The organism is Paracoccus litorisediminis (assembly GCF_009711205.1).
GTDB lineage: Bacteria > Pseudomonadota > Alphaproteobacteria > Rhodobacterales > Rhodobacteraceae > Paracoccus > Paracoccus litorisediminis.
In genome coordinates, this window is record NZ_WMIG01000002.1 from 255612 (window position 1) to 276714 (window position 21103).

Annotated in this window: 20 protein-coding genes; 10 read left to right on the forward strand and 10 right to left on the reverse strand. The window is 66.6% G+C overall.

All coding sequences use genetic code 11. The annotated features are described in order from the left end of the window. Positions 1 to 4: 4 nt before the first annotated feature. Genes GL300_RS06610 through GL300_RS06625 form a run of 4 tightly spaced genes read right to left on the reverse strand, consistent with a single transcriptional unit; the run spans position 5 to position 3074 of the window. The gene (locus GL300_RS06610; RefSeq protein WP_155038822.1) at positions 5 to 376 is read right to left on the reverse strand and encodes a DUF934 domain-containing protein; all 372 of its coding nucleotides are present in this window, start codon (positions 374 to 376) and stop codon (positions 5 to 7) included. Next, positions 373 to 1104, reverse strand: coding sequence for a phosphoadenylyl-sulfate reductase (locus GL300_RS06615; RefSeq protein WP_155038823.1), 732 nt, complete (start codon positions 1102 to 1104; stop codon positions 373 to 375). The genes GL300_RS06610 and GL300_RS06615 overlap by 4 nt, the downstream gene beginning before the upstream one ends. Continuing rightward, positions 1097 to 2752, reverse strand: coding sequence for a nitrite/sulfite reductase (locus GL300_RS06620; RefSeq protein ID WP_155038824.1), 1656 nt, complete (start codon positions 2750 to 2752; stop codon positions 1097 to 1099). The genes GL300_RS06615 and GL300_RS06620 overlap by 8 nt, the downstream gene beginning before the upstream one ends. After that, positions 2745 to 3074: a DUF2849 domain-containing protein gene (locus tag GL300_RS06625; RefSeq protein WP_155038825.1), complete on the reverse strand. Its 330-nt coding sequence runs from the start codon at positions 3072 to 3074 to the stop codon at positions 2745 to 2747. The genes GL300_RS06620 and GL300_RS06625 overlap by 8 nt, the downstream gene beginning before the upstream one ends. Before the next feature lie 124 nt (positions 3075 to 3198). On the opposite strand from GL300_RS06625, the gene GL300_RS06630 reads away from it, so the two are divergent. Beyond that, a complete protein-coding gene (locus GL300_RS06630; protein WP_155038826.1) occupies positions 3199 to 3681 on the forward strand; it encodes an Lrp/AsnC family transcriptional regulator in 483 nt (160 codons plus the stop codon). Between the two features lie 67 nt (positions 3682 to 3748). On the opposite strand, the gene GL300_RS06635 is transcribed toward GL300_RS06630, so the two are convergent. The 5 genes from GL300_RS06635 to GL300_RS06655 form a co-directional block, all read right to left on the reverse strand. Next, positions 3749 to 4858, reverse strand: a complete 1110-nt coding sequence (locus GL300_RS06635) for a pyridoxal phosphate-dependent aminotransferase (protein WP_155038827.1) — start codon at positions 4856 to 4858, stop codon at positions 3749 to 3751. A 124-nt stretch (positions 4859 to 4982) separates the two neighbouring features. Further along, positions 4983 to 5219: an Lrp/AsnC ligand binding domain-containing protein gene (locus GL300_RS06640; protein WP_155038828.1), complete on the reverse strand. Its 237-nt coding sequence runs from the start codon at positions 5217 to 5219 to the stop codon at positions 4983 to 4985. 30 nt (positions 5220 to 5249) lie between these two features. Next, positions 5250 to 6626: an MATE family efflux transporter gene (locus GL300_RS06645; RefSeq protein WP_155038829.1), complete on the reverse strand. Its 1377-nt coding sequence runs from the start codon at positions 6624 to 6626 to the stop codon at positions 5250 to 5252. 45 nt (positions 6627 to 6671) lie between these two features. Continuing rightward, on the reverse strand, positions 6672 to 7331 hold the full coding sequence (locus tag GL300_RS06650; protein ID WP_155038830.1) for a L,D-transpeptidase family protein: 660 nt from the start codon (positions 7329 to 7331) through the stop codon (positions 6672 to 6674). After that, a complete protein-coding gene (locus GL300_RS06655; RefSeq protein WP_155038831.1) occupies positions 7328 to 8512 on the reverse strand; it encodes a MalY/PatB family protein in 1185 nt (394 codons plus the stop codon). Before GL300_RS06655 ends, GL300_RS06650 begins: the two co-directional genes overlap by 4 nt. A 77-nt stretch (positions 8513 to 8589) precedes the next feature. Between GL300_RS06655 and def (GL300_RS06660) the strand changes: the two genes are divergently transcribed. The 6 genes from def (GL300_RS06660) (at position 8590) to GL300_RS06685 (ending at position 13842) form a co-directional block, all read left to right on the forward strand. After that, entirely contained in the window at positions 8590 to 9111 is a 522-nt protein-coding gene (gene def / locus GL300_RS06660; RefSeq protein ID WP_155038832.1) for a peptide deformylase, read from the forward strand. Between the two features lie 38 nt (positions 9112 to 9149). Next, entirely contained in the window at positions 9150 to 9650 is a 501-nt protein-coding gene (def, locus tag GL300_RS06665) for a peptide deformylase (protein WP_155038833.1), read from the forward strand. A 91-nt stretch (positions 9651 to 9741) separates the two neighbouring features. Next, positions 9742 to 11379: an alpha/beta hydrolase gene (locus GL300_RS06670; protein WP_155038834.1), complete on the forward strand. Its 1638-nt coding sequence runs from the start codon at positions 9742 to 9744 to the stop codon at positions 11377 to 11379. Then, positions 11364 to 12239, forward strand: coding sequence for a dienelactone hydrolase family protein (locus GL300_RS06675; protein WP_155038835.1), 876 nt, complete (start codon positions 11364 to 11366; stop codon positions 12237 to 12239). The genes GL300_RS06670 and GL300_RS06675 overlap by 16 nt, the downstream gene beginning before the upstream one ends. 42 nt (positions 12240 to 12281) lie before the next feature. Continuing rightward, positions 12282 to 13175, forward strand: coding sequence for a methionyl-tRNA formyltransferase (fmt, locus tag GL300_RS06680; protein WP_155038836.1), 894 nt, complete (start codon positions 12282 to 12284; stop codon positions 13173 to 13175). 118 nt (positions 13176 to 13293) lie between these two features. Continuing rightward, positions 13294 to 13842, forward strand: coding sequence for an HdeD family acid-resistance protein (locus tag GL300_RS06685; RefSeq protein ID WP_155038837.1), 549 nt, complete (start codon positions 13294 to 13296; stop codon positions 13840 to 13842). On the opposite strand, the gene hrpB is transcribed toward GL300_RS06685, so the two are convergent. Then, entirely contained in the window at positions 13839 to 16247 is a 2409-nt protein-coding gene (gene hrpB, locus GL300_RS06690) for an ATP-dependent helicase HrpB (RefSeq protein WP_155038838.1), read from the reverse strand. The two genes, GL300_RS06685 and hrpB, sit on opposite strands and share 4 nt — an antisense overlap. A 136-nt stretch (positions 16248 to 16383) precedes the next feature. Here hrpB and GL300_RS06695 point away from each other — a divergent pair, with 136 nt between their 5' ends. The 3 genes from GL300_RS06695 to pbpC all read left to right on the forward strand — a co-directional run bounded on the left by GL300_RS06695 (position 16384) and on the right by pbpC (position 21063). Next, on the forward strand, positions 16384 to 17751 hold the full coding sequence (locus tag GL300_RS06695; RefSeq protein ID WP_155038839.1) for a YcjX family GTP-binding protein: 1368 nt from the start codon (positions 16384 to 16386) through the stop codon (positions 17749 to 17751). 10 nt (positions 17752 to 17761) lie between these two features. Continuing rightward, positions 17762 to 18913, forward strand: coding sequence for a YcjF family protein (locus GL300_RS06700; protein ID WP_155038840.1), 1152 nt, complete (start codon positions 17762 to 17764; stop codon positions 18911 to 18913). Positions 18914 to 18990: 77 nt separating this feature from the next. Continuing rightward, a complete protein-coding gene (pbpC, locus tag GL300_RS06705; protein ID WP_155038841.1) occupies positions 18991 to 21063 on the forward strand; it encodes a penicillin-binding protein 1C in 2073 nt (690 codons plus the stop codon). Positions 21064 to 21103 lie beyond the last annotated feature (40 nt).

Here is a 21103-nt window from a genome sequence, read left to right on the forward strand (position 1 = left end):
CGTTTCATCCGGCAAGGCGCGAACGGTGATCCCATTGCTGCCAGTCGGCACGGTATAGCCATTGCTCTTGCGGCTGGCGGGCGGCCAGCGCTGCTGGAATCTGCACTTCGTCGAAGCCCACGCGGCGGGCCATCGCATATTGGTCGGCGATCAGACCGCCCACGGCACGCAGCCGCCCGGCGAAACCCTTTTCGCGCAGCAGGCGGGCCAGCGTGAAGCCGCGCCCGTCGCTGAAGGCAGGAAAGCTGATGGCGATCAGATCATGGCCCAGATAGTCACCCAAGGTCGCGGGATCAACATCCGGGGCCAGAATGACCGGCTCGGCCCCGTCATGGGGGTGGAAGCCGTCATCGCGGACCAGAAAGAAATCGCTCATGCATTCGCTCCTGTGCGGACCATCTTGCCGCCGATGAAATGGATGCCGCATTCGGTCTTCTGGCTGCCCCGCCAGCGACCGGCACGGGGATCCTCGCCCGGCTTGATGGGCGAGGTGCAGGGCGCGCAGCCGATCGAGGCAAAGCCCTTGGCGACCAGCGGATGCCGGGGCAGATTGTTCTCGGCCATATAGTCCTGAACATCCTCGGACCGCCAGTGGGCCAGCGGGTTTATGCGCAGCCGGGCCGGTGGCTCGGCCTCGAAGAACTCCAGCTGCTGACGCTCGCCGCCCTGAAAGCGCTTGCGACCGGTGATCCAGGCGTCGAACTTGGACAGTTCACGCTCCAGCGGAATGGTCTTGCGCAGGTCGCAGCAGGAATCGGTGCTGAACTGATGCAGCGTGCCGTCGGGATCGTTCAGCGCGACCTCGCGTTCGGTGGCACGCACCACCTGCACATTGGTCAGCTTCAGCTTTTCCGAGACCTCAAGCTGATAATCCAGGGTTTCCTGAAACAGCATCTGCGTGTCGATGAACAGGATCGGCGTGCCGGGGGCAACGACCGAGACCATGTGCAGCAACACCACCGATTCCGAACCAAAGGACGACACCAGCGTCACCCGGCCCAGATCGGGATCGTTCAGGGCACGCCGCAACACTTCGGTCGCGGCATGATGTTTGTAGCGCTCATTCAGAAGCGCGGCGCGATCGTCCAGGCTCCCATCAAGCATCGGCGGGATACAGCGCCGCCTTGAACGGAGCTGCCCCTACGCGACGATAGGCGTCGATGAAGCGCTCCTCAGCAGATTCACGCAGGTCCAGATAGGCGTCGATGATGCGGTCGATGGCCGGGACGACCTCTTCGGCCGGGAAGCCCGCGCCGGGGCGCTGACCGATGGCCGGGATGTCATAGCCGTCGCCGCCCAGCGTGATCTGGTAGTTTTCGACACCGGCCCGGTCCAGACCGAGGATGCCGATATGGCCCAGATGGTGATGGCCGCAGGCGTTGATGCAACCCGAGATGCGGATGTCGATCTTGCCAATGTCCTCTTCCAGTTCGCGGGCACGGAAGTGGTCGGCGATGTCCTGGGCGATCGGGATCGAACGGGCGGTGGCCAGCGCGCAGTAGTCCATGCCGGGGCAAGCGACGATATCGCTGATCAGACCGGCATTGGCGGTGGCCAGACCGACCGCCTTCAGTTCCTGGTACAGCGCGAACAGGTCCGATTTGTGGACATGCGGCAGGACGACGTTCTGGTCGTGGCTGATGCGCAGGTCATGGTGGCCATAACGCTCGGCCAGATCGGCCAGCAGGTTCATCTGCTCGGCCGAGGCATCGCCCGGCGTCTGTCCCGGCGCCTTGAAGGTCACCATGACGCTGGCATAGCCCGGCGCCTTGTGGGCCGACAGGTTGGTGTCGGTCCAGCTGCGGAAGCCGACATTGGCAGCCCGTTGGGCCTCAAGGTCGCCGTCTTCCTGATTGCGGAAAGCCGGGGCGGCATAGACCGCCTTCAGTTCCTGCAGCAGGTCCTGATCGATGCCGGTGAACACGTCGCGGCGGCTGAGGAATTCAGCCTCGATCTCGTCGCGCATCACCTCAAGGCCGCGCTCGGCCACGGTGATCTTGATCCGGGCCTTGTATTTGTTGTCGCGGCGACCAGCGAGGTTATAGGCCGAGATGATCGCCTCGACATAGGGCAGCAGGTCGGCTTCGGGCAGGAATTCGCGGACGACCTTGCCCAGCAGCGGCGTGCGGCCCAGACCGCCACCGATCCAGACCTGGAAACCCAGCTGACCCTGCTCATTGCGGCGCAGGCGCAGGCCGATGTCATGGGCGGCGATGACGGCGCGGTCCTTCTCGCCGCCGGAAATGGCGATCTTGAACTTGCGCGGCAGGAACTGGAATTCGGCATGGTCGGTCGACCAGGCGCGCAACAGTTCCGCATAGGGGCGCGGATCGGTGACCTCGTCGGCGGCAGCACCGGCAAAGGCATCGGTCGTCACGTTGCGGATGGTGTTCCCCGAGGTCTGGATCGCATGCAGGCCGACATCGGCCAGCGCGTCCAGCATATCCGGGATATCGACCAGCTTCGGCCAGTTGTACTGAATGTTCTGCCGGGTGGTCCAATGGCCATAGCCCTTGTCCCATTTGCTCGCCAGCAGGGCCAGCGTACGCATCTGGTCGGGGCTGATCGTGCCGTAGGGGATGGCCACCCGCAGCATATAGGCGTGCAGCTGCAAGTAAACGCCGTTCATCAGGCGCAGCGGGCGGAACTCGTCCTCGGTCAGGCTGCCATCCAGCCGGCGCTCGACCTGGCTGCGGAACTGCTGCGCCCGATGGCGCAGGTATTCGTTATGCTGGGGGCGGGCGTCAAACATTGCTGGCCTCGAGTTCGGCTTGCTTGCCATGGAAATAGTTGGACGGGCCGCGACGACGGAAGGCCTCGCGGAAATGGGTCGGCTCGGGGCGGCCGTCAGTGCCGCGCTTGGCCTCGGCCAGATAGGGGCCGACGACGAGATTCGCCTGACCGATCGCGTCGAGCATGGCGAGATCGGCAATGGCCTCATCCTCGAAAAGCTGGGCCTCGCGCGGGTCGGCGGTCCAGCCACCGTCACGCATCCACACGCAATGGCCCATGCGCAGGTCATTCGCGGTGATGACGGCGGGGGTTGCGAACGAGGGGGTGAAGGTCTTGGACATGGCCTTTTGCCTTTCGGATTGGGTCAGTCATATATAGAAAAATCTTCCCTATATTGACGAGTGGGCTGGAAAAATAAGAAACCAGTTCCAGACAAATGGCAGGCAATCAGGACCAAGTTTCGCAATGAGCCAAGAGAGACAAACACCGGCCCGTCTGGACGATACAGATCGTAAAATCCTGTCCCTTTTGCAGGAGGATGCGACTCTGTCGCTGGACGACATCGCAGCCCGCGTGGGGGCGTCCAAGACCCCGGTCTGGAACAGGATTCGCAAACTGCGCGAGGCAGGCGTCATCCGCGGGCAGGTGGCGCTGCTGGACCCCGATTCCCTTGGGCTGGACGCCTGCTTCTTCGTGCTGATCCGCACCAGCGAGCATGACCCAGACTGGGCGCGCCGCTTCCTGTCCGCCGTCCGCGCCCGCCCCGAGGTGATCGAGGCGCATCGTCTGGCCGGCGATATCGACTACATCCTCAAGGTGCGGGTCCGGAACGCCCGCGCCTATGATCGCTTCTATCAGGCGCTGATCTCGGAGGTGAAGATCCACAACGTGACCGCGCTTCTGTCGATGGAAGAGTTGAAGGCCACCACCGCGCTACCGCTGGACTGACCTGCGCAGGTGGCAGCGTCGCAGTGGGTATTTGTAAAACGGTGAAATCACAGCCTGGCGCGCGAGATCAGTCCTCGCGCGCGCCGGCAAGTGCGACCGGCAGGGCCTCGGCAAAGGCATCGAGTTCGTGGTCAGGGCCGCAGGAAATACGGATGCAGCGATCCATCGGCGGGACGCCGGGCATGCGGGCAAAGATACCCTGCGCGGCCAACTGCGCCAGAACGCGGCGCGCGAAATCGCCGCCCTGCCCGCAATCGACCGCGACGAAATTGGTGGCGGATGGCAGGGCACGCAGGCCGTTCGATGCGGCAATGGCGGCGATGCGGTCGCGGGTCTTGCCGACTTTTAGCCGGGTCCGCTCCAGCCATTCCTGATCTTGCAACGCAGCCAGAGCCCCGATCTGGGCGGTGCGGTTGATGCCGAAATGGTTGCGAATGCGGTCAAAGCCCGCGATCAGTTCAGCAGGCCCGATTGCATAGCCGATCCGCGCCCCGGCCATGCCATAGGCCTTGGAAAAGGTGCGGAAGCGGATCACCCGATCATCCTCGGGGTCGATCCGGGGGATCGCGGCTTCGGGGGCGAATTCGGCATAGGCCTCGTCCAGGATCAGCAACGCGCCGTCGGGCAGGTGCGACAGCGCCGCCTCGATACGTTCGCCCGTCAGCCAGCTGCCCATCGGATTGTCGGGATTGGCAAAATAGATCAGCCGCGCGCCGGTTTCATGACCCGCCGCGATCAGCGCCTCCAGATCCTCGGCATCGTCGCGATAGGGCACCTTGTGCAGGCGCCCGTCGAAACCCGCGACATGGTAGTTGAAGGTCGGATAGGCCCCTTCCGAGGTCACGACCGTCTCTCCGGGGGCCATGACCAGCCGCACCAGCAGGCCCAGAAGTCCGTCGATCCCCTCGCCCAGCATGATGTTTGCGGGCGAAATGACGTGATGGGCCGCCAGCGCCTCGCGCAGGTCATGGCTGTCGGGATCGCCGTATTTCCAGACATCGGCGCTGGCCCGCGCCATCGCCTCAACCGCCTTGGGCGAGGGTCCAAAGCCATTTTCGTTCGCCCCCAGCCTGGCGCGGAAAGGCGCGCCGCGACGACGCTCCAGCGTCTCGGGACCGGTAAAGGGAACGGTGGCCGGCAGGCCTGCGGGGATCGGGGCAAAGCGGAGTCGGTTCATGGCCGCACCAGAAACCGAAACGCCCGCCCCATGCAAGTGGCCACAAGCCTCGACTTCATCGTTTCGGAAATACCCCGGGGGAGTCGCGCGGAACGCGCGGCGGGGGCAGCGCCCCCTGCTGCCCTCAGAAGGCCTTGAAGGTCATCGTCGTCAGGGTGCGCTGGATGAAGGGGATGTCGAACAGGTTTTCGGACAAATAACGGCCAACATCCTGATCCTCGGGAACATAGATCTTGGCGATCAGGTCAAAATCGCCCGAGGTCGAGTAAAGCTCGCTCGCAATCTCGCGGTCATAGATCGCGTCGGCAACCTCATAGGTCTTGCCGGGCGTGCAACGGAACTGGACGAATACCGGGCGCATGGCGAACCTCCTGCCTTCTTCGCGGCCAAACTAGACCGCGGCCGGCGCCGGGGTCCAGTCCCCGCGCGCATGGCCCCGCCAGAACCGCCGCATCAGCAGGATCGAGGCCACCGTCAGCCCGGCCACCAGTCCCAGCCACAGCCCTGCCGGACCATAGCCCAGCACGAAGGCCAGACCGTAGGCCACCGGAATCCCCACCAGCCAATAGCTGATCCCGGCGATCACCATGGGCACACGTGTATCCTGCACACCGCGCAGCAGCCCCAGGCCGATCACCTGCATCGCATCCATCAGCTGGAACAGCGCGGCATAGAACATCAGCCGCGAACCGATCTCGAGCAGGATCGGCGTTTCGGGATGGCTCGCATCCAGATACAAGCCGACCAGCGTGCGCGGGAACAGGATGAACAGCGCCACGGCCAGCATTGCCGCCACTGCGGACACCGCCGTTACCGTCACCGCGGCATCGCGCATCCATTGCCCGTCGCCCCAGCCCTTGGCCTGTCCGATGCGCACGGTTGCGGCATTCGACATGCCCAGATGCAGCATGAAGGTGATCGAGGCCAGTTGCAGCGCGATGCCATGCGCGGCCAGTTGCTGCGTGCCGATCCAGCCCATCATCACGTTCGAGCCGACGAACAGCCCACCTTCCGCCACCATGGTCAGGCCGATCGGCAGACCAAGCACAAAGACCTTGCGCATATCCGCCCAGTCCGGCCGCCAGAAACGCCGGAACAGATGATATTTGCGCGCGACGGGCAGCCATGCCGCATAGGCGGCAATCGCGGCCAGTTGCAGATACTGCACAAGCACCGCGACGATGGCCGCGCCCTTCACGCCCATCTCGGGGGCGCCCAGATTGCCAAAGATCAGCACCCAGTTCAGGAAGATCACCAAAGGCAGCCCGGCCAGCGTGATCCACAGCACGACCTGGGGCCGCTCCATCGCCGCCAGATAGCTGTTCAGCGTCAATTGGCACAGCACTGCCAGCAGACCGAAGCCCGCGATGCGCAGATAGTCCTGCGCCAGTTCCGCCACGACGGGGGCTTGTCCAATGGCCAGCAGGATCGGGCCCGCATGCCACATCACCGGCAGCACCAGCACCGCATGGATGACCGAGAGCCACAGCGCCATCCGGGCCGAACGGCGGACCTCAACCTCGTCGCCACGCGCAATCGCGGCGGCGATCACGCCCATCACCCCGATGCCAAAACCCATGCCCAGAAAGAACAGGATGTGAAAGAACGAGGTGGCGATGACCAGCGCCGCCAGTTCCTCGACCCCATACCAGCCGACCATGACCGTATCGGCGACGCCGATGGCCATGCGGGCCAGATGGCTACCGACAAGAGGAAGGCCGAGCGCGAGGGTCGCGCGCAGATGCGGGGCGTACCGTTCGAGTGTCATCACTCTGCCTTATCCTTGGGCAAGCTTTGGGGCAAGATGCCCATTTCATGGCCGGATCTCGACCTCGGTGCCAATGGCGGCATGGGCAAAGATTTCCTCGATCTCGGGATTGGTCAGGGCAATGCAACCGGCGGTCCAGTCGCCCTTGACCTTGTAGCCCTCGGCGATCTGATTGGGCTGGCCGTGGATCATGATGTCGCCACCGGGATCGAAGCCGCCCTTGCGCGCGGCGTCTCGGTGGTGCTTCTGCGGATAATCCAGCCCCAGCGACAGGTGATAGGCGCTTTGCCGGTTCAGCCGGTCGATGCGGAAGATACCCTCTGGCGTGCGGCCGTCGCCCTGCCGGGATTTGTCACCCTCGGGCGAGAAACCCAGCGCGATGTCAAAGCTGCGCGGGCCGCCCTCGCGCTGCCAGACAGTCATCTTGCGCGCAGACTTCTCGATCAGGATACGCTCGACCTTCGAGGCGATGGGGGTCTGGGGTAGCTCAGGCGGGCGCAGGTCCGGCAGATGCAGATCGGGCAGTGCGAAATCAGGCAGATTGAATTTCGGCAACTGAAAGCGTGGCAGGCCCGGCAGATGCCAGCCAGTGCCGGTTTGCGGGGGCGCAATCGGTGTACGCGGTTGCGGGGCCCAGAGCAGCCAGAGGCTCCAGACCAGCGCCACCACGCATAGCGCCGAGAAAAGCGCCCCCAGCCGTTTCATTGCAGATCGCCAAAGGCGCGCTTCAGGCGCTCGACAGCCTCGACCACACGGGCGCGCGGCGTGGCCAGATTGAAGCGCAGATGGCCCTCTCCGCCCTGACCGAAGCTTGGCCCATGGTTGGCGGCGATCCGCGCCGTGCCCTGAACGCGAGCGGTGAACTCTTCGGGCGTCATGCCGGTCCCGGTGAAGTCAACCCATGCCAGATAGGTCGCCTCAAGCGGCATCGAGCGCAGGCCGGGAATCGCGTTCACGCCTTCGTCGAAGATGCGGCGGTTGCCGTCCAGATATTCGACCAGCGCATCGACCCATTCCGCGCCCTCGGGGGAATAGGCGGCGGCGACCATCGCCGGACCGAACATCCCCGGCGAGACCCCCAGCGCCATCATCCGGCGCTTCAGCTGCTCGCGCAGCGCCTCATCAGCGACGATCATGTTGCCGATATGGGCGCCCGCGATATTGAAGGTCTTGGTCGCTGCGGTAAGCGTGATCAGACGCGACGCGATCTCTGGTGCGGCCACGGCAGTGACGGTGTGGCGCGGCGCGCCTGGCATGACCAGATCGGCATGGATCTCGTCCGAGACAAGGATCAGGTCATGCGCCTCGCAGAAGGCCGCAATCTCGCGCAGCTCCTGCGCCGACCAGACCCGCCCGCCGGGATTGTGCGGCGAACACAGGATCAGCATCTTCTCGCGACCGGTCATGCGGGCGGCCCAGCCTTCCCAGTCCAGACGATAGGCGCCGTCCTCAAGCTTCAGCGGGAATTCGACCACGTCACGCCCTGCGGCACGGGTGACGCGGGCGAAAGCGTGATAGACCGGCGTCATCAGGATCACCCCGTCGCCTGCTTGGGTCAGGGCATCGATGCAAATGCCGGTGGCGTTCACCAGCCCATGCGCGGTCAGCACCCATTCGGGCTGGGTCTGCCAGCCATGGCGCGTTTCCATCCACCAGCGGATTGCCTGCAGGTAGGCGTCATTCGCGCTGGGATAGCCGTAAACACCATGCGCGGCGATCTGCTCGATGGCGCGCTGGACCGAGGCGGGCGGACGGAAATCCATGTCCGCGACCCACATGGCGATGCCGTCTTCGGGCGAGACCCCGAAGGCCGCCTGCATGTCATCCCACTTGTTGCAATCGGTGCCTACGCGGTCGATCAGCTCGTCGAAGTCGGGTTTCGTCATGGTGTTCCCTTGGATTCTGCCGCGCACAAACATAGCGGCTTGTTGCGCAAGGCCAAGGCTTGCCCTAGATCACAGGCATGACATTGCGCAGCATCCTCCTTCACCCCGATCCGCGGCTGAAAAAGCCCTGCGACTACGTCGCGCGCATCACGCCCGAGATCGAAACCCTGGCCGCCGACATGCTGGCCACCATGTATGACGCACCGGGCGTAGGTCTGGCCGCGCCGCAGATCGGCGTCCTGTCCCGGCTTTTCGTCATGGATTGCGAGAAGGACCCCGAGGCCGAGCCGAAGCCTTTGGTCATGGTCAATCCCGAGATCGACTGGGGCTCTGAGGCGCTGAACACCTATGAGGAAGGCTGCCTGTCGATTCCGGACCACTATGCCGACGTGACCCGCCCCGCCGAGGTCCGCGTCCGCTGGCTGGGTCTGGACGGCAAGACCCATGAGCGCGAGTTCGACGGGCTGTGGGCCACCTGCGCCCAGCACGAGATCGACCATCTGGATGGCCGACTGTTCATCGACTATCTCAGCCCGATGAAGCGTCAGATGATCACCCGCAAGATGGTCAAGCTGAAGCGCGATCGCGCCCGCGCCTGATCCGTCCCCGTTAACGATTTCCGAAAAAGGCGCCGCCGATGACCGTCCGCCCGTTCATTCCCTATTCCGACCGCCGCCTGCATACCGCCGCCGAACCCGTGGCCGAGATCACCGAGACCGTGCGGATGATCTGGGACGACATGATCGACACCATGGACGCGATGCCGGGTGTCGGTCTTGCTGCGCCGCAGATCGGGATCATGCAGCGTTTGGCAGTGGTCGATGCCTCGGACAAGCGCGGTCAGGCCGTGCGCATGGCCAATCCCGAAGTGCTGCACGCCTCGGTGCAGCTGCGCCCCCATGACGAGGCCAGCCCGAACCTGCCCGGCGTCTTTGCCCGGATCGAACGTCCCCGCGCCGTCACCGTGCGCTTCATGAACGATCAGGGCGAAATCGAAGAGCGCGATTTCGTCGGATTGTGGGCGACCTCGGTGCAGCACCAGATCGACCACCTGAACGGCAAGGTCTATGTCGACCACCTGTCACCTTTGCGCCGCAAGATGCTGGTCGCGAAATCGGACAAGCTGAACCGACACTGAGCCGCGCTTTCCTTTCGCGAAAACCGCGTCTAACCTGACCGCGGGCGTCCGTTTTTGGGCCCGATCCTGATCGAAAAGGGACCGCTGGCCTATGTTTTCGATTCTTCCGTTACTGGCCGGGCTGCTGATGGCTGCCGCCTCTCTGACCCCCTCGCTGATTCCCCGCGACTGGATATTGCAAGGCGTGCTGGCCGGGACCTCGATGGCGGCGGGCTATCTGGTGCTGGTCTTTATGCTGGCCCTGTGGCGAGCGCTGCAGATCCCGTTGCTGCCGCGCCGCTGGGCGACGATCTGCCATGTCGTGCTGGCCATCCCGGTGCTGGCCCTGTTGGTGCGCTGCGTCGCCCTGACCGATGACTGGCAGAACAGCATCCGCTCGCGCATGGAAATGCCGCCGCTGGAGGCCGCGAACACCACCAAGATGATCCTGCTGGCGGCAGCGGTGTTCCTGATCCTGTATCTGCTGGGCCGGGGGATGCAGGGCCTGTTCAACCTGCTGCGCAACCGGCTGGCGCGCTATATCCCCTCGGCCAGCGCGAATGTGCTGGGATTGCTGCTGGCGGCGGTGATCGTGCTGCTGATCACCCGCGACGGCGTGGTCAACTGGGCCTTCCGCATCGCCGACCAATCCTATGCCGCAGCCCAGCACATCACCGACCCGAACACCCCCGCCCCGACCGAGGACTGGCGGGCTGGCGGACCTGCCTCCAAGGTCGATTGGGGGCTGATGGGCAAGCCGGGGCGCGATTTCGTCCTGAGCGGGCCTCGCGCCGCCGCGATCTCGGGCTTTGTCGGGCGTCCGGCGCTTGAGCCGCTGCGGATCTATGTCGGCCTTGCGCAGGACAAGTCGCCCGAGGTCCGTGCCCAGATCGCTCTGGACGAGATGATCCGGCTGGGCGCGTTCGAGCGCAAGGTGCTGATCGTCGCCAGTCCGACCGGAACTGGCTGGATGGACCCCGCCAGCTATGACGCGCTGGAATACATGCATGCGGGCGATGTGGCGACGGTGGCGGTGCAATATTCCTACTTGCAAAGCCCGATGGCGCTGATCTTTGAAACCCGGTCCGGGCTGGATCAGGCGACCGCGACCATGCGCCTGATCTATGAGCATTGGCGGCACATGCCCGACAATGCCCGGCCCCGGCTGTACATGCACGGGATCTCGCTGGGGGCGTGGTCCTCAATGTATTCCTTCAGCCCGTTCCAGATGATGAATGAGCCGATTCAGGGCGCGCTTTGGGTCGGCCCGCCCTTCCCGTCGGAGCTATGGCGCCAGACCAACAACGCCCGCCGCCCCGGCAGCCCCTTCATCCTGCCCGAAATCGATGACGGCGAAGTCATCCGCTACGCCAGCCAGTTCGCGCCGCCCGACCGCTCGGGCAAGCCATGGGGACGGCTGCGCATCCTGTATCTGCAGCATGCCAGCGACGCGATCGTGTTCTACAACGCCACCTCGCTGTGGCGCGCGCCGGAATGGATGTATGAACCGCCCGCGCCCGATGTCTCACCCTTCCTCAACTTCACCCCGATCGTGACCCAGCTGCAACTGGCCGTGGACATGGCGGTCTCGACCTCGACCCCGCCGGGCTTCGGCCATACCTATGACGCCGAGGAATATATCGACGGCTGGGTCAGCGTCACCGCGCCCGAGGGTTGGACCCCGGCGGATACCGCGCGGCTGAAGGCGAAATGCGGCAAGGACGGGCTGCTTGGATGCAAAAACGGCTGATCCTGATGGGTGCGGGTGCGGGTGTCGCGATCATTCTGGCCATCCTCGGGCTGAACACGGCACGCAACGCGGCGGGCTGGCAGCCGATCACCCATACCCCCGCCCAGCGTGAGGCGCTGCTGGCCCCGTCATGGCGCATCCTGCATCCCAAGACCCCCGGCCCGCACAAGGCGGCGATCCTGCTGTCGGGCTGCGACGGCGTGCATGACAACATGGATTACTGGGCGCAGGTCCTGCTGGATCAGGACCGCACGGTGATGATCCTTGACAGCCACGCCCCCCGCAAACTGGACCGCGCGCAGGCATGGCGGGCGATCTGCGCCGGGCAGGTCCTGCCGGGGTCAGAGCGCGCCGGCGATGTCGCCGTGGCCATCACCGCGTTGCAGCACATGCCGGGGATCGACCCACGGGACACGATGCTGCTGGGGGCCTCGCACGGGGGCTGGACCGCGATGGAACTGATGGCGGGCCTGAGCAGCCCCACCCCACCGCCCGGCCTGACGGAATGGCCTGAAAAGCCCGCCGAGCTGGCCGCACGCATCGGTCCGGTCGTGCTGCTTTACCCCTATTGCGGGCTGCTCAGCCGCGGCGAGGAAGGGCGCTGGCCGCCCGGATCGGCAGGGCTGATGATCCTTGCCGAAAATGACAGCATCACCGATCCAGAGGCCTGCCGCGACATGGCGAACAAGCTGGTCGGCAAGGGCGTCGATCTGCATATGGTGACCCTGCCCGGCATCAATCACGGCTTCGACCAAAGCGAGCGTTCCGCGCTGTCGTCGCTGGAGCTCAACCCGGAAGCCCGGGCCAAGGCGACCACGCTGGTCACGGATTTCCTGCAGGATTTTGCATCCCGCCCCTGATCCGCGCTATGAGGGCCGCGACAACAGGAAGGGCCAAGGCATATGCGCGTCATCTTCATGGGAACCCCGGATTTCTCGGTACCGGCACTGCGGGCCATCGCCGCGCGCCATGAGGTCGTCGCGGTCTATTCCCAGCCGCCCCGGGCCGCCGGTCGCGGGCAGAAGCCCCGCCCCTCGCCCGTCCATCGCGCTGCCGAGGAGCTGGGCCTGACCGTCCGCACGCCCGAACGCCTGAAATCCCCCGAGGATCAGGCCGAATTCGCCGCGCTGAATGCCGATGTCGCGGTGGTCGTGGCCTATGGGCTGATCCTGCCGCAGGTGGTGCTGGATGCGCCGCGTCTGGGATGCGTGAACATCCACGCCTCGTTGCTGCCGCGCTGGCGCGGGGCCGCGCCGATCCATCGCGCGATCATGTCGGGCGACGCGGAAACCGGCGTCGCCATCATGCAGATGGAGGCGGGCCTTGATACCGGCCCGGTGCTGGCCGAAACGCGCACCCCCATCGGCCCCTCGGACACCACTGCCGACCTGCATGACCGCCTGTCCGCGATGGGAGCAGAGCTGATCGTCGACACGCTGGACCGCCTGCCCCTGACCGCCGTGCCCCAGCCCGAGCAAGGCGTGACCTATGCCGCCAAGATCGACAAGGCCGAGGCCCGCATCGACTGGACCCGCCCCGCCACCGATATCGACCGCCAGATTCGCGCCCTGTCGCCTTTCCCCGGCGCGTGGTGCCTGATCGGGACCGAGCGGGTAAAGCTGCTGCGCTCGCGCCTGACCGACGGCGCGGGTCGTCCGGGGCAGGTGCTGGCGGGCTTCTCGGTCGCCTGCGGCACCGGCGCGATCGAGGTCATAGAGGCGCAGCGCGAAGGCAAGCGCCCGATGCCCGCATCCGAGATCCTGCGCGGCCTGACCCTGCCCGACAGCTTGGCCTAACCCCCGGCGATTGCAGCAATTTCATCACAGCCCACCGACGGCGTATCGGGGGCTGCGATGGATTGGCACTTGTCATGCTATCTTCACGCCACACCGAAATCGCAAAGGAGGATTTGCGATGGACGACATGATGCGTGTGATGGCTGCAAATTGGTGGATGGTGCTGCTGCGTGGGATTGCCGCGATCCTGTTCGGGATCGTCACGCTGATCTCGCCGGGCCTGACCTTGTTCGCGCTGCTGATGGTGTTCGGGGCCTATGCGGTCTTTGACGGGGTCATGGCGCTGGTCACCGCCTTTCAGCGCCGGGCCGAGGATGACCGCTGGTGGGCATGGGCGCTGGACGGGGTACTGTCCATCGCCATCGGCCTCATGGCCCTGTTCTGGACCGGGGCGACGGCACTGGCCTTCATCATCTGGATGGCGATCTGGGGCGTGATCGCGGGCGTCTTCCGCATCGTCGCCGCCATCCGCCTGCGCCACGAGATCGAGGGCGAATGGGCCTTGGCGCTCAGCGGGCTGTTGCTGGTGATCTGGGGCGTGCTGATGGCGACGCTTCCGGCAGCGGGGCTGCTCAGCCTTGCATGGCTGATCGGGACCTTCGCCATCCTGATCGGGCTGTCGCTGGTGGTTCTGGCCTTCCACCTGCGCAAGACGAACGCGGCCTAGGTCCCGCGCGGCTTGGCCCGCGTCGTCGGGTCGGCCTCCAGCGGGTTTTCGGGCCAGGGGTGGCGTGGATAGCGGCCGCGCATGTCCTTGCGCACATCGGCATAGCTGCCGGTCCAGAAGCCCGGCAAGTCGCTTGTGACCGCGATGGGCTTTGCGCCCGGCGACAGCATGGAAATCCGCAGCGCCCGCCCGCCCACGACCGGGTGGCGGGCAACGCCGAACAGCTCCTGCAGCTTCAGTTCGATCGAGGGGGTCTCGTGGTCGTAATCGATCGGGACCTTGCGGCCCAAGGGCGTCACGAAATGCGCGGGGGCGGCCTGATTCAGCTTTTGCTGTCCGTCCCAACCGATCCGGGCCTTCAGCGCCTCGGTCAGATCAAGTCCCTTCAAGTCCGAGGCAGTCCGCACCTTGCCCAGCCACGGCAGCAGCCAATCTGCGTCCTCCAGCAGGCTGTCGTCATCGACCGGCCCCAGTTCCGGGACCAGCGCGATCCGCGCCCTTAGCCGCGCCGCGCCGGGGCTCCAGCTCAGGCCAATGGCGCGCAAGCCTTCGATGGCGGCGCGGGCCATGGCCTGCGGATCGGGATTGTCCAACGCACGGTCGGCCAGAACCAATGCCCCCAGCCGCTCCTGTCTGCGGGCAAGGATGCGGTTGTCGCGCCGCGACCATTCGACCACCTCGACCATCTCGATCCGCTCGGCGAAAAGGCTGCGGATGTCACCCTCATCGACCGGCGCGGCCATGCGGATGCGGGCCTCGCGCGTGTCGCCATCCAGATCAGTGGCGACGATGAAACGCGCTGCGGCCAGCGTGTCCCCTTCAGGCAGGATCGCGCCCTTTCCGCCCGACAGGACATAGCGCGGCTGGTCGCCCTTGCGCCGCAACCCGATGCGGTCGGGATAGGCCAAGGCAGCCATCGCGCCCGGCGCAAGGCCCTGCCCCTCGGGGGCCATGCGGCGCAGGCGTTTGGCTTCGTCGCGGATGCGGTGCAGCGTGCCCGCATTGACCAGCCACGGATGGCGGGCCTCATAGTCGCGCGTGTCGCGGATGGCGCGCAGGCGCAGGGTCAGGTCGGTGGGCGCGCCGGTCAGGGGATCGCGCTCGCCCATCAGCGCAGCCAGATCGGCAGCATCGCGCCCCGCGACGACCAGCATATGCGCCAGACGCGGATGAAGCGGCAGCGCGACCAAAGCCCGGCCATGTTGGGTGATATGGCCCCCAGCATCCAGCGCACCCAGATCGCGCAGCAACACCCGCGCCTCGGTCAGCGCGCCTTCGGGTGGCGGGGTCAGAAAGGCCAGATCCGCCCCGTCCGAGCCCCAATTGGCCAGTTCCAGCGCCAACCCGGCCAGATCGGCCACGGTGATTTCCGGCGGCGCAAATGCGGGCAGCGCGCCTTCCTCGGCCCGCGCCCACATGCGGTAGCAGATGCCCGGCGCAACCCGGCCGGCACGGCCGCGGCGCTGCTCGGCTTCGGCCCGGCTGACGCGCTCGGTCACCAGTCGCGACATGCCCGAACCCGGATCGAAACGCGCCCGCCGCGCCCGGCCTGCATCGACCACCACCTTGACACCCGGAATGGTCAGCGAGGTTTCGGCGATCGAGGTCGCCAGCACGATCCGTCGGCGCGTCCCGGCAGGGGCAAGCGCCGCACGCTGCGCCTTGAAATCCATCGCGCCGAACAATGGCACGATTTCGGCATCAAGGTTCAGCGCGGCAGCAACGCGGCGGATCTCGCCCTCGCCCGGAAGAAAGGCAAGGATGGTGCCACCGAGATCGCGGGTGGCCGCCTCGGCTTCAGAGATCAGCCGCGCGGCCTCGGGGACCAGACGCGCTCCCACCGGCAAGGGGCGGTCCAGCCAGCGCGTCTCGACCGGATAGGCGCGGCCGTCCGAGCGGATCACCGGTGCATCGTCCAGCAGCGCGGCGACCGGCTCGGCATCCAGCGTCGCCGACATCACCACGATGGCCAGATCGGGACGCAAAGCCTGCCGCGCCTCATAGGTCAGGGCCAGACCCAGATCGGCATTCAGGCTGCGTTCGTGGAATTCGTCGAAGATCACGCAGCCCACCCCGGACAGTTCGGGATCGAACTGGATCATCCGGGTCAGGATACCTTCGGTCACGACCTCAATGCGGCGGCCCGGCACAGATTCCCCCCGAATGCGGTAGCCGACGGTCTGGCCAAGCGCCTCGCCCAGTGTTTCGGCCATGCGTTCGGCAGCAGCGCGGGCGGCAAGGCGGCGGGGCTCCAGCATGAGGATGCGGCCCTTGACCGTGGGCAGCAACGCCAAGGGCACGCGCGTCGTCTTGCCCGCGCCGGGCGGCGCCATCAGCACGGCGCGGCCCTGCTGTTCCAGCGCGGCGACAAGATCGGGAAGGGCGGCATCGATGGGCAGGATCATGGGGTGCTTATGGCAAAACCGCCCTGCGACGGAAAGGCTTTGGACGCCCGCGGTTTTCTTGCGACATTGCGCCACCCCTACAAAAGCCGCGCCACCCTGCATATCTTGATCGGCGCAGAACCAGACCGGGGACAGGATGGGAATCGCAGACGATCTGATGCAGGGGCTCGGGATTTCCGACCCGGTGATCCGGCTGGGCGTCACGGGCCTGTCGCGGGCGGGCAAGACCGTCTTTATCACCTCGCTGGTGGCAAACCTTCTGGATCGCGGCCGCATGGGCGCGCTGCGGGCGGCGGCCGATGGCTCGCTGAAGGCGGCTTGGCTGCAGCCCCAGCCCGACGATACCGTGCCGCGTTTCGACTATGAGCGGCATCTGGCGGCGATGACCGGCCCGGATCCGCATTGGCCCGAGGGCACGCGCCATGTCAGCCAGCTGCGCCTGTCGCTGCGCACCCAGCCGCGCGGGCTGATCGCGGGATGGCGCGGACAGCAGGTCGTGCATCTGGATATCGTGGACTATCCCGGCGAATGGCTTCTGGACCTGCGGTTGATGGATCGCGAGTTCGACACATGGTCGGCTGAGGTCTTTGACCGCATGAAGGGCCGCCCCGGCGAGGATGCCTTCCGCGCCGCGCTGAATGGCGCAGACCGGGACAATTTCAATGAATCCGCCGCGCAAGCGCTGGCCGCCGCCTATACCGCCCATCTGCATCTGGCGCGCGACGCGGGCTGGTCGGACTGCACCCCCGGCCGTTTCCTGATGCCCGGAGAGCTTGAAGGCTCTCCCGCGCTGACCTTCACCCCGCTGCCGCCCGAGTTTCGTGGCAGCCCGCTGTGGCGCGAATTCTCGCGCCGCTATGGGTCGTACAAATCGCGGGTGGTGAAACCGTTCTTCCGCGACCATTTCGCCCGGATCGACCGGCAGGTGGTGCTGATGGATGTGCTGGGCGCGATCCATGCCGGGCCGCAGGCGGTCGAGGACATGCGCCGCGCCATGGCCGACATCCTGACCGCCTTTCGTCCCGGTCGCGCTGGCTGGCTGGCGCAGCTTCTGGGCACGCATCGCGTCGGGCGCATTCTTTTCGCCGCGACCAAGGCCGACCATCTGCACCATATCCAGCACCCGCGCCTGACCGCGATTACCGGGGCAATGCTGCGCGAGGCGCGCGACCGCGCCGATTTTTCCGGTGCGCGGACCGAGGCCATGTCCATCGCCTCGCTGCGGACCACGACCGAAGAAACCATCCGCCAGAATGGCGAGGACCTGCCCGCCGTGCGCGGCACGCTGATGGACGGGCGGCAGGCGGCCTTCTATCCGGGCGATCTGCCCGCGAACCCGGCCGAGCTTCTGACCCATGCCCGTCAGGGCGGCGAGCACTGGCTGGACGGCGATTACGCGATCATGGACTTCGCCCCCGCCCCCAATACCATCAGGCCGGGCGACGGGCCGCCGCATATCCGGTTGGACCGGGCGGCGGAGTTCCTGTTCGGCGACCAGATTTAAGGAATACGCCATGGCCGAGCCCCCCAAACGCCGCGGTCCCGTCCTGATCGAGATGGGCGAGGCCGCGACCACCGCCCCGCCCTCGGATCAGCCGAGCGGCCCCGAACCCGTCACCCGCATCGAGACGCCGGACAGCGATCAGCGCACGCGACGCGCGCATCGCGCGGGTTCCGGCGGGGCCGAGGCTCATCCCTCACCCGCCGATGCGCCGATGATCGATGACGGGCTGGGATCGGTGCTGCCGCAGCCGCGCACGATGCAATTGGTGACGCGGCTGGTCGGCGGTGGCCCGACACGGCTGACGCGGTTCTTCATCAATACCGGCGTCGCGTTGTTCAGCTTTCTGCTGTCGGTGGCGGCTTTGCGCTACCTGTCGGACCTGCTGCATACCTATCCGCTGCTGGGCTGGATCGGCATCGCGCTGATGGTCCTGTTCTGCATCGCCGCTTTGGCGATGGCGTGGCGGGAATACCGGGCCTGGGCGCGCTTCGCCGCGATTGACGGGATCAACCGGGCCGCCGGGGCGGCCATGGCCTCGGGCGACGTCAAGGCCGCGAAGGACGTGGTCGGGCGGCTGGAGCATCTGTATCGCGGCCGGGATGAACTGGAATGGGGCCGCAAGCGGCTGGCCGAGCACAAGGCCGAGGCCTATGACGCGGCCAGCCTGATCGCCATGGCCGAAACCGAATTGCTGGCACCGCTGGACCAGCAGGCCCGGCGCGAGATCGAGGCCGCGGCCCGCACTGTGGCGGCGGCGACGGCACTGATCCCGCTGGCCCTGGCCGATGTGGTGGCGGCATTGGCCGCGAACCTGCGGATGATCCGGCGCATGGCCGAGATCTATGGCGGGCGTGCCGGTGCGGTCGGCGGCTGGCGGCTGGCGCGCACGGTGATGACCCATCTGGTCGCGACCGGCGCGGTGGCGGCGGGCGACGACCTGATCCATACCGTTGCGGGGGGCGGTCTGCTGGCGCGTGTCTCGAAGCGTTTTGGCGAGGGCGTGGTGAATGGCGCGCTGACCGCCCGCGTCGGCATCGCCGCGATGGAGGTCTGCCGGCCCCTGCCCTTCATCCAACAACCCCGGCCCAAGGTCGGCAACCTGATCGCCCGTGGGCTGAAGGGGCTGTTCGGGGAGGACGATCCGAAGGCCCCGTCCAACTGAGGGCTTGGCGGGGTATTTGTGAAACGATGAAGCCGCAAGGCGTTTGAGCGTGGCCCGGCTTGGGCTATGGACCCTACATGAGATCGCGCCGTTTCGCCCTGATGATGATGGCCGCCGTTCTGGCAATGGGAGTCCTTGCCGGGGCGCGGGATCGTTTCGACGACTGGGTTCAAGCCACCGCGTTACCGCGGCTGGATATTCCGGTGGGCGTCGAGGTCATGGCGCGGGATGGCAGCCTGCTGCGAGCGTTTCAGGTCTCGGATGGGCGCTGGCGGCTGGAGCCGGGCGCGGTTGATCCGCTGTTTCTGGACATGCTGGTGATGTGGGAGGATCGGCGCTTTGCCGATCACTCCGGGATCGACCCAGTGGCGGTGCTGCGCGCGGGCTGGCAGGCCCTGCGGCATGGCCGCGTCGTCTCGGGTGGATCGACCCTGACCATGCAGGTTGCGCGGCTGATCGAGGAAGGACCGACCGGCGAATGGGCTGGAAAGCTGCGACAAGTGCGGCTGGCGCTCGCGCTGGAGCGACGGCTGACGAAGCCTGTGATCATGGATCTGTATCTGCGGCTGGCCCCTTACGGCGCGAATGTCGAGGGGCTGCGCGCGGCCAGCCTGCAATGGTTCGGAAAGGAACCGCGCAGGCTGACCCCCGCCGAAGCCGCGCTTCTGGTGGCACTGCCGCAATCCCCCGAGCGGCGCCGCCCGGACCGCTTTCCGGCGGCTGCGAAATCCGCGCGGGACCGGGTTCTGGCGCGGGCGGCGCAGGCGGGCTTGCTGTCCGAAGCCGATGCGCAGGCCGCCATGGCCGAGCCGGTGCCGCGTCAGCGCCGCGCCTTTCCGGCGCTGGCCCCGCTGCTGGCCGAAAGGCTGCGGCGCGAACATCCGGGCGCGGGCCGGATCGAGACCACGATCGATCCCCGCCTGCAACGCCGGGCCGAGGAACTGGCCTCGCGCGCTGTGCGGGGGGTCGGACGGCGGCTGTCGGCGGCGATGGTGTTGGCGGATCATCGGAACGGGGAAATCCTTGCCTCGGTCGGGGCGGCGGACTGGACGGATGGTGGCTCGGCGGGGTTTGTCGACATGACGCGGGCCCTGCGCTCGCCCGGCTCGACGCTGAAGCCCTTTGTCTATGGACTGGCCTTCGACGCGGGTCTCGCGCATCCCGAAACGCTGATCGAGGACCGGCCCACCGCCTTTGGCCCGTGGCAGCCGCAGAATTTCGACCGCCAGTTTCGCGGCACGGTCAGCCTGCGGCAGGCGTTGGTGCAATCGCTGAACATTCCCGTCGTCAAGCTGGCCGAGGCGATCGGTCCGAACCGCGTGGTGCAGGGGCTGGAGCGCGGCGGCATCGATCTGCGCCTGCCCGGCGGGACACCCGGACTGGCGCTGGTTCTGGGCGGGGCCGGGGTGACGCTGGAAGATCTGACCACGGGCTATGGCGCGCTGGCGCAAGGCGGGCGCGGGATGCGGTTGTCGGCGTTGCCGGGCGGTGCGCAGGCACTGCCGGTGGCGATGTTCGGGCCGGTCGCGGCATGGCAGGTCGGCAATGTGCTGGCCGGAAACCCCGCGCCGCAGGGGGCGCGGGCGCGGCCCATGGCCTATAAGACCGGCACCTCCTATGGGCATCGCGATGCCTTGGCGGTGGGTTTCGACGGGGCGCATGTCGGCGCGGTCTGGCTGGGACGGCCGGACGGCACCGCGGTACCGGGGGCCTTTGGGGGGGATCTGTCCGCGCCGGTGCTGTTCGACCTGTTCGACGCCCTGCCCCCGGCCGCCCTACCGCCGCCGCCATCGCAGACACTGACCCTGCCCAACAGCGCCCTTCCCTTGGCCCTGCGCCGCTTTGCCCCCGCGGGCGAGGTCAGCCGGATGGCCGCGCGGCCTTTGGCCCCCGACCGGCTGGCTTTGACCTTCCCCCCAGACGGGGCGGTGATCGAAACATCGGGACCGCTGCTTGCGCGGGCGCGGGGCGGAAAGGGCCCCTGGACCTTTCTTCTCAATGGTTTGCCAAGCAGCGTCGCGTCGGATCGACCGGAAAGCCTGCTGCCAGATCCCGGTCCCGGCTTTGCCCATTTGACCGTCATTGACGCCGCCGGGGCCTCGGCCAGCGCAACGATTCGGCTGCAGCTGCCCGATTTCACGCCACGATAAGCGCTGGAAGGCTTTTCATTGCGCGTGATTGCGACATATT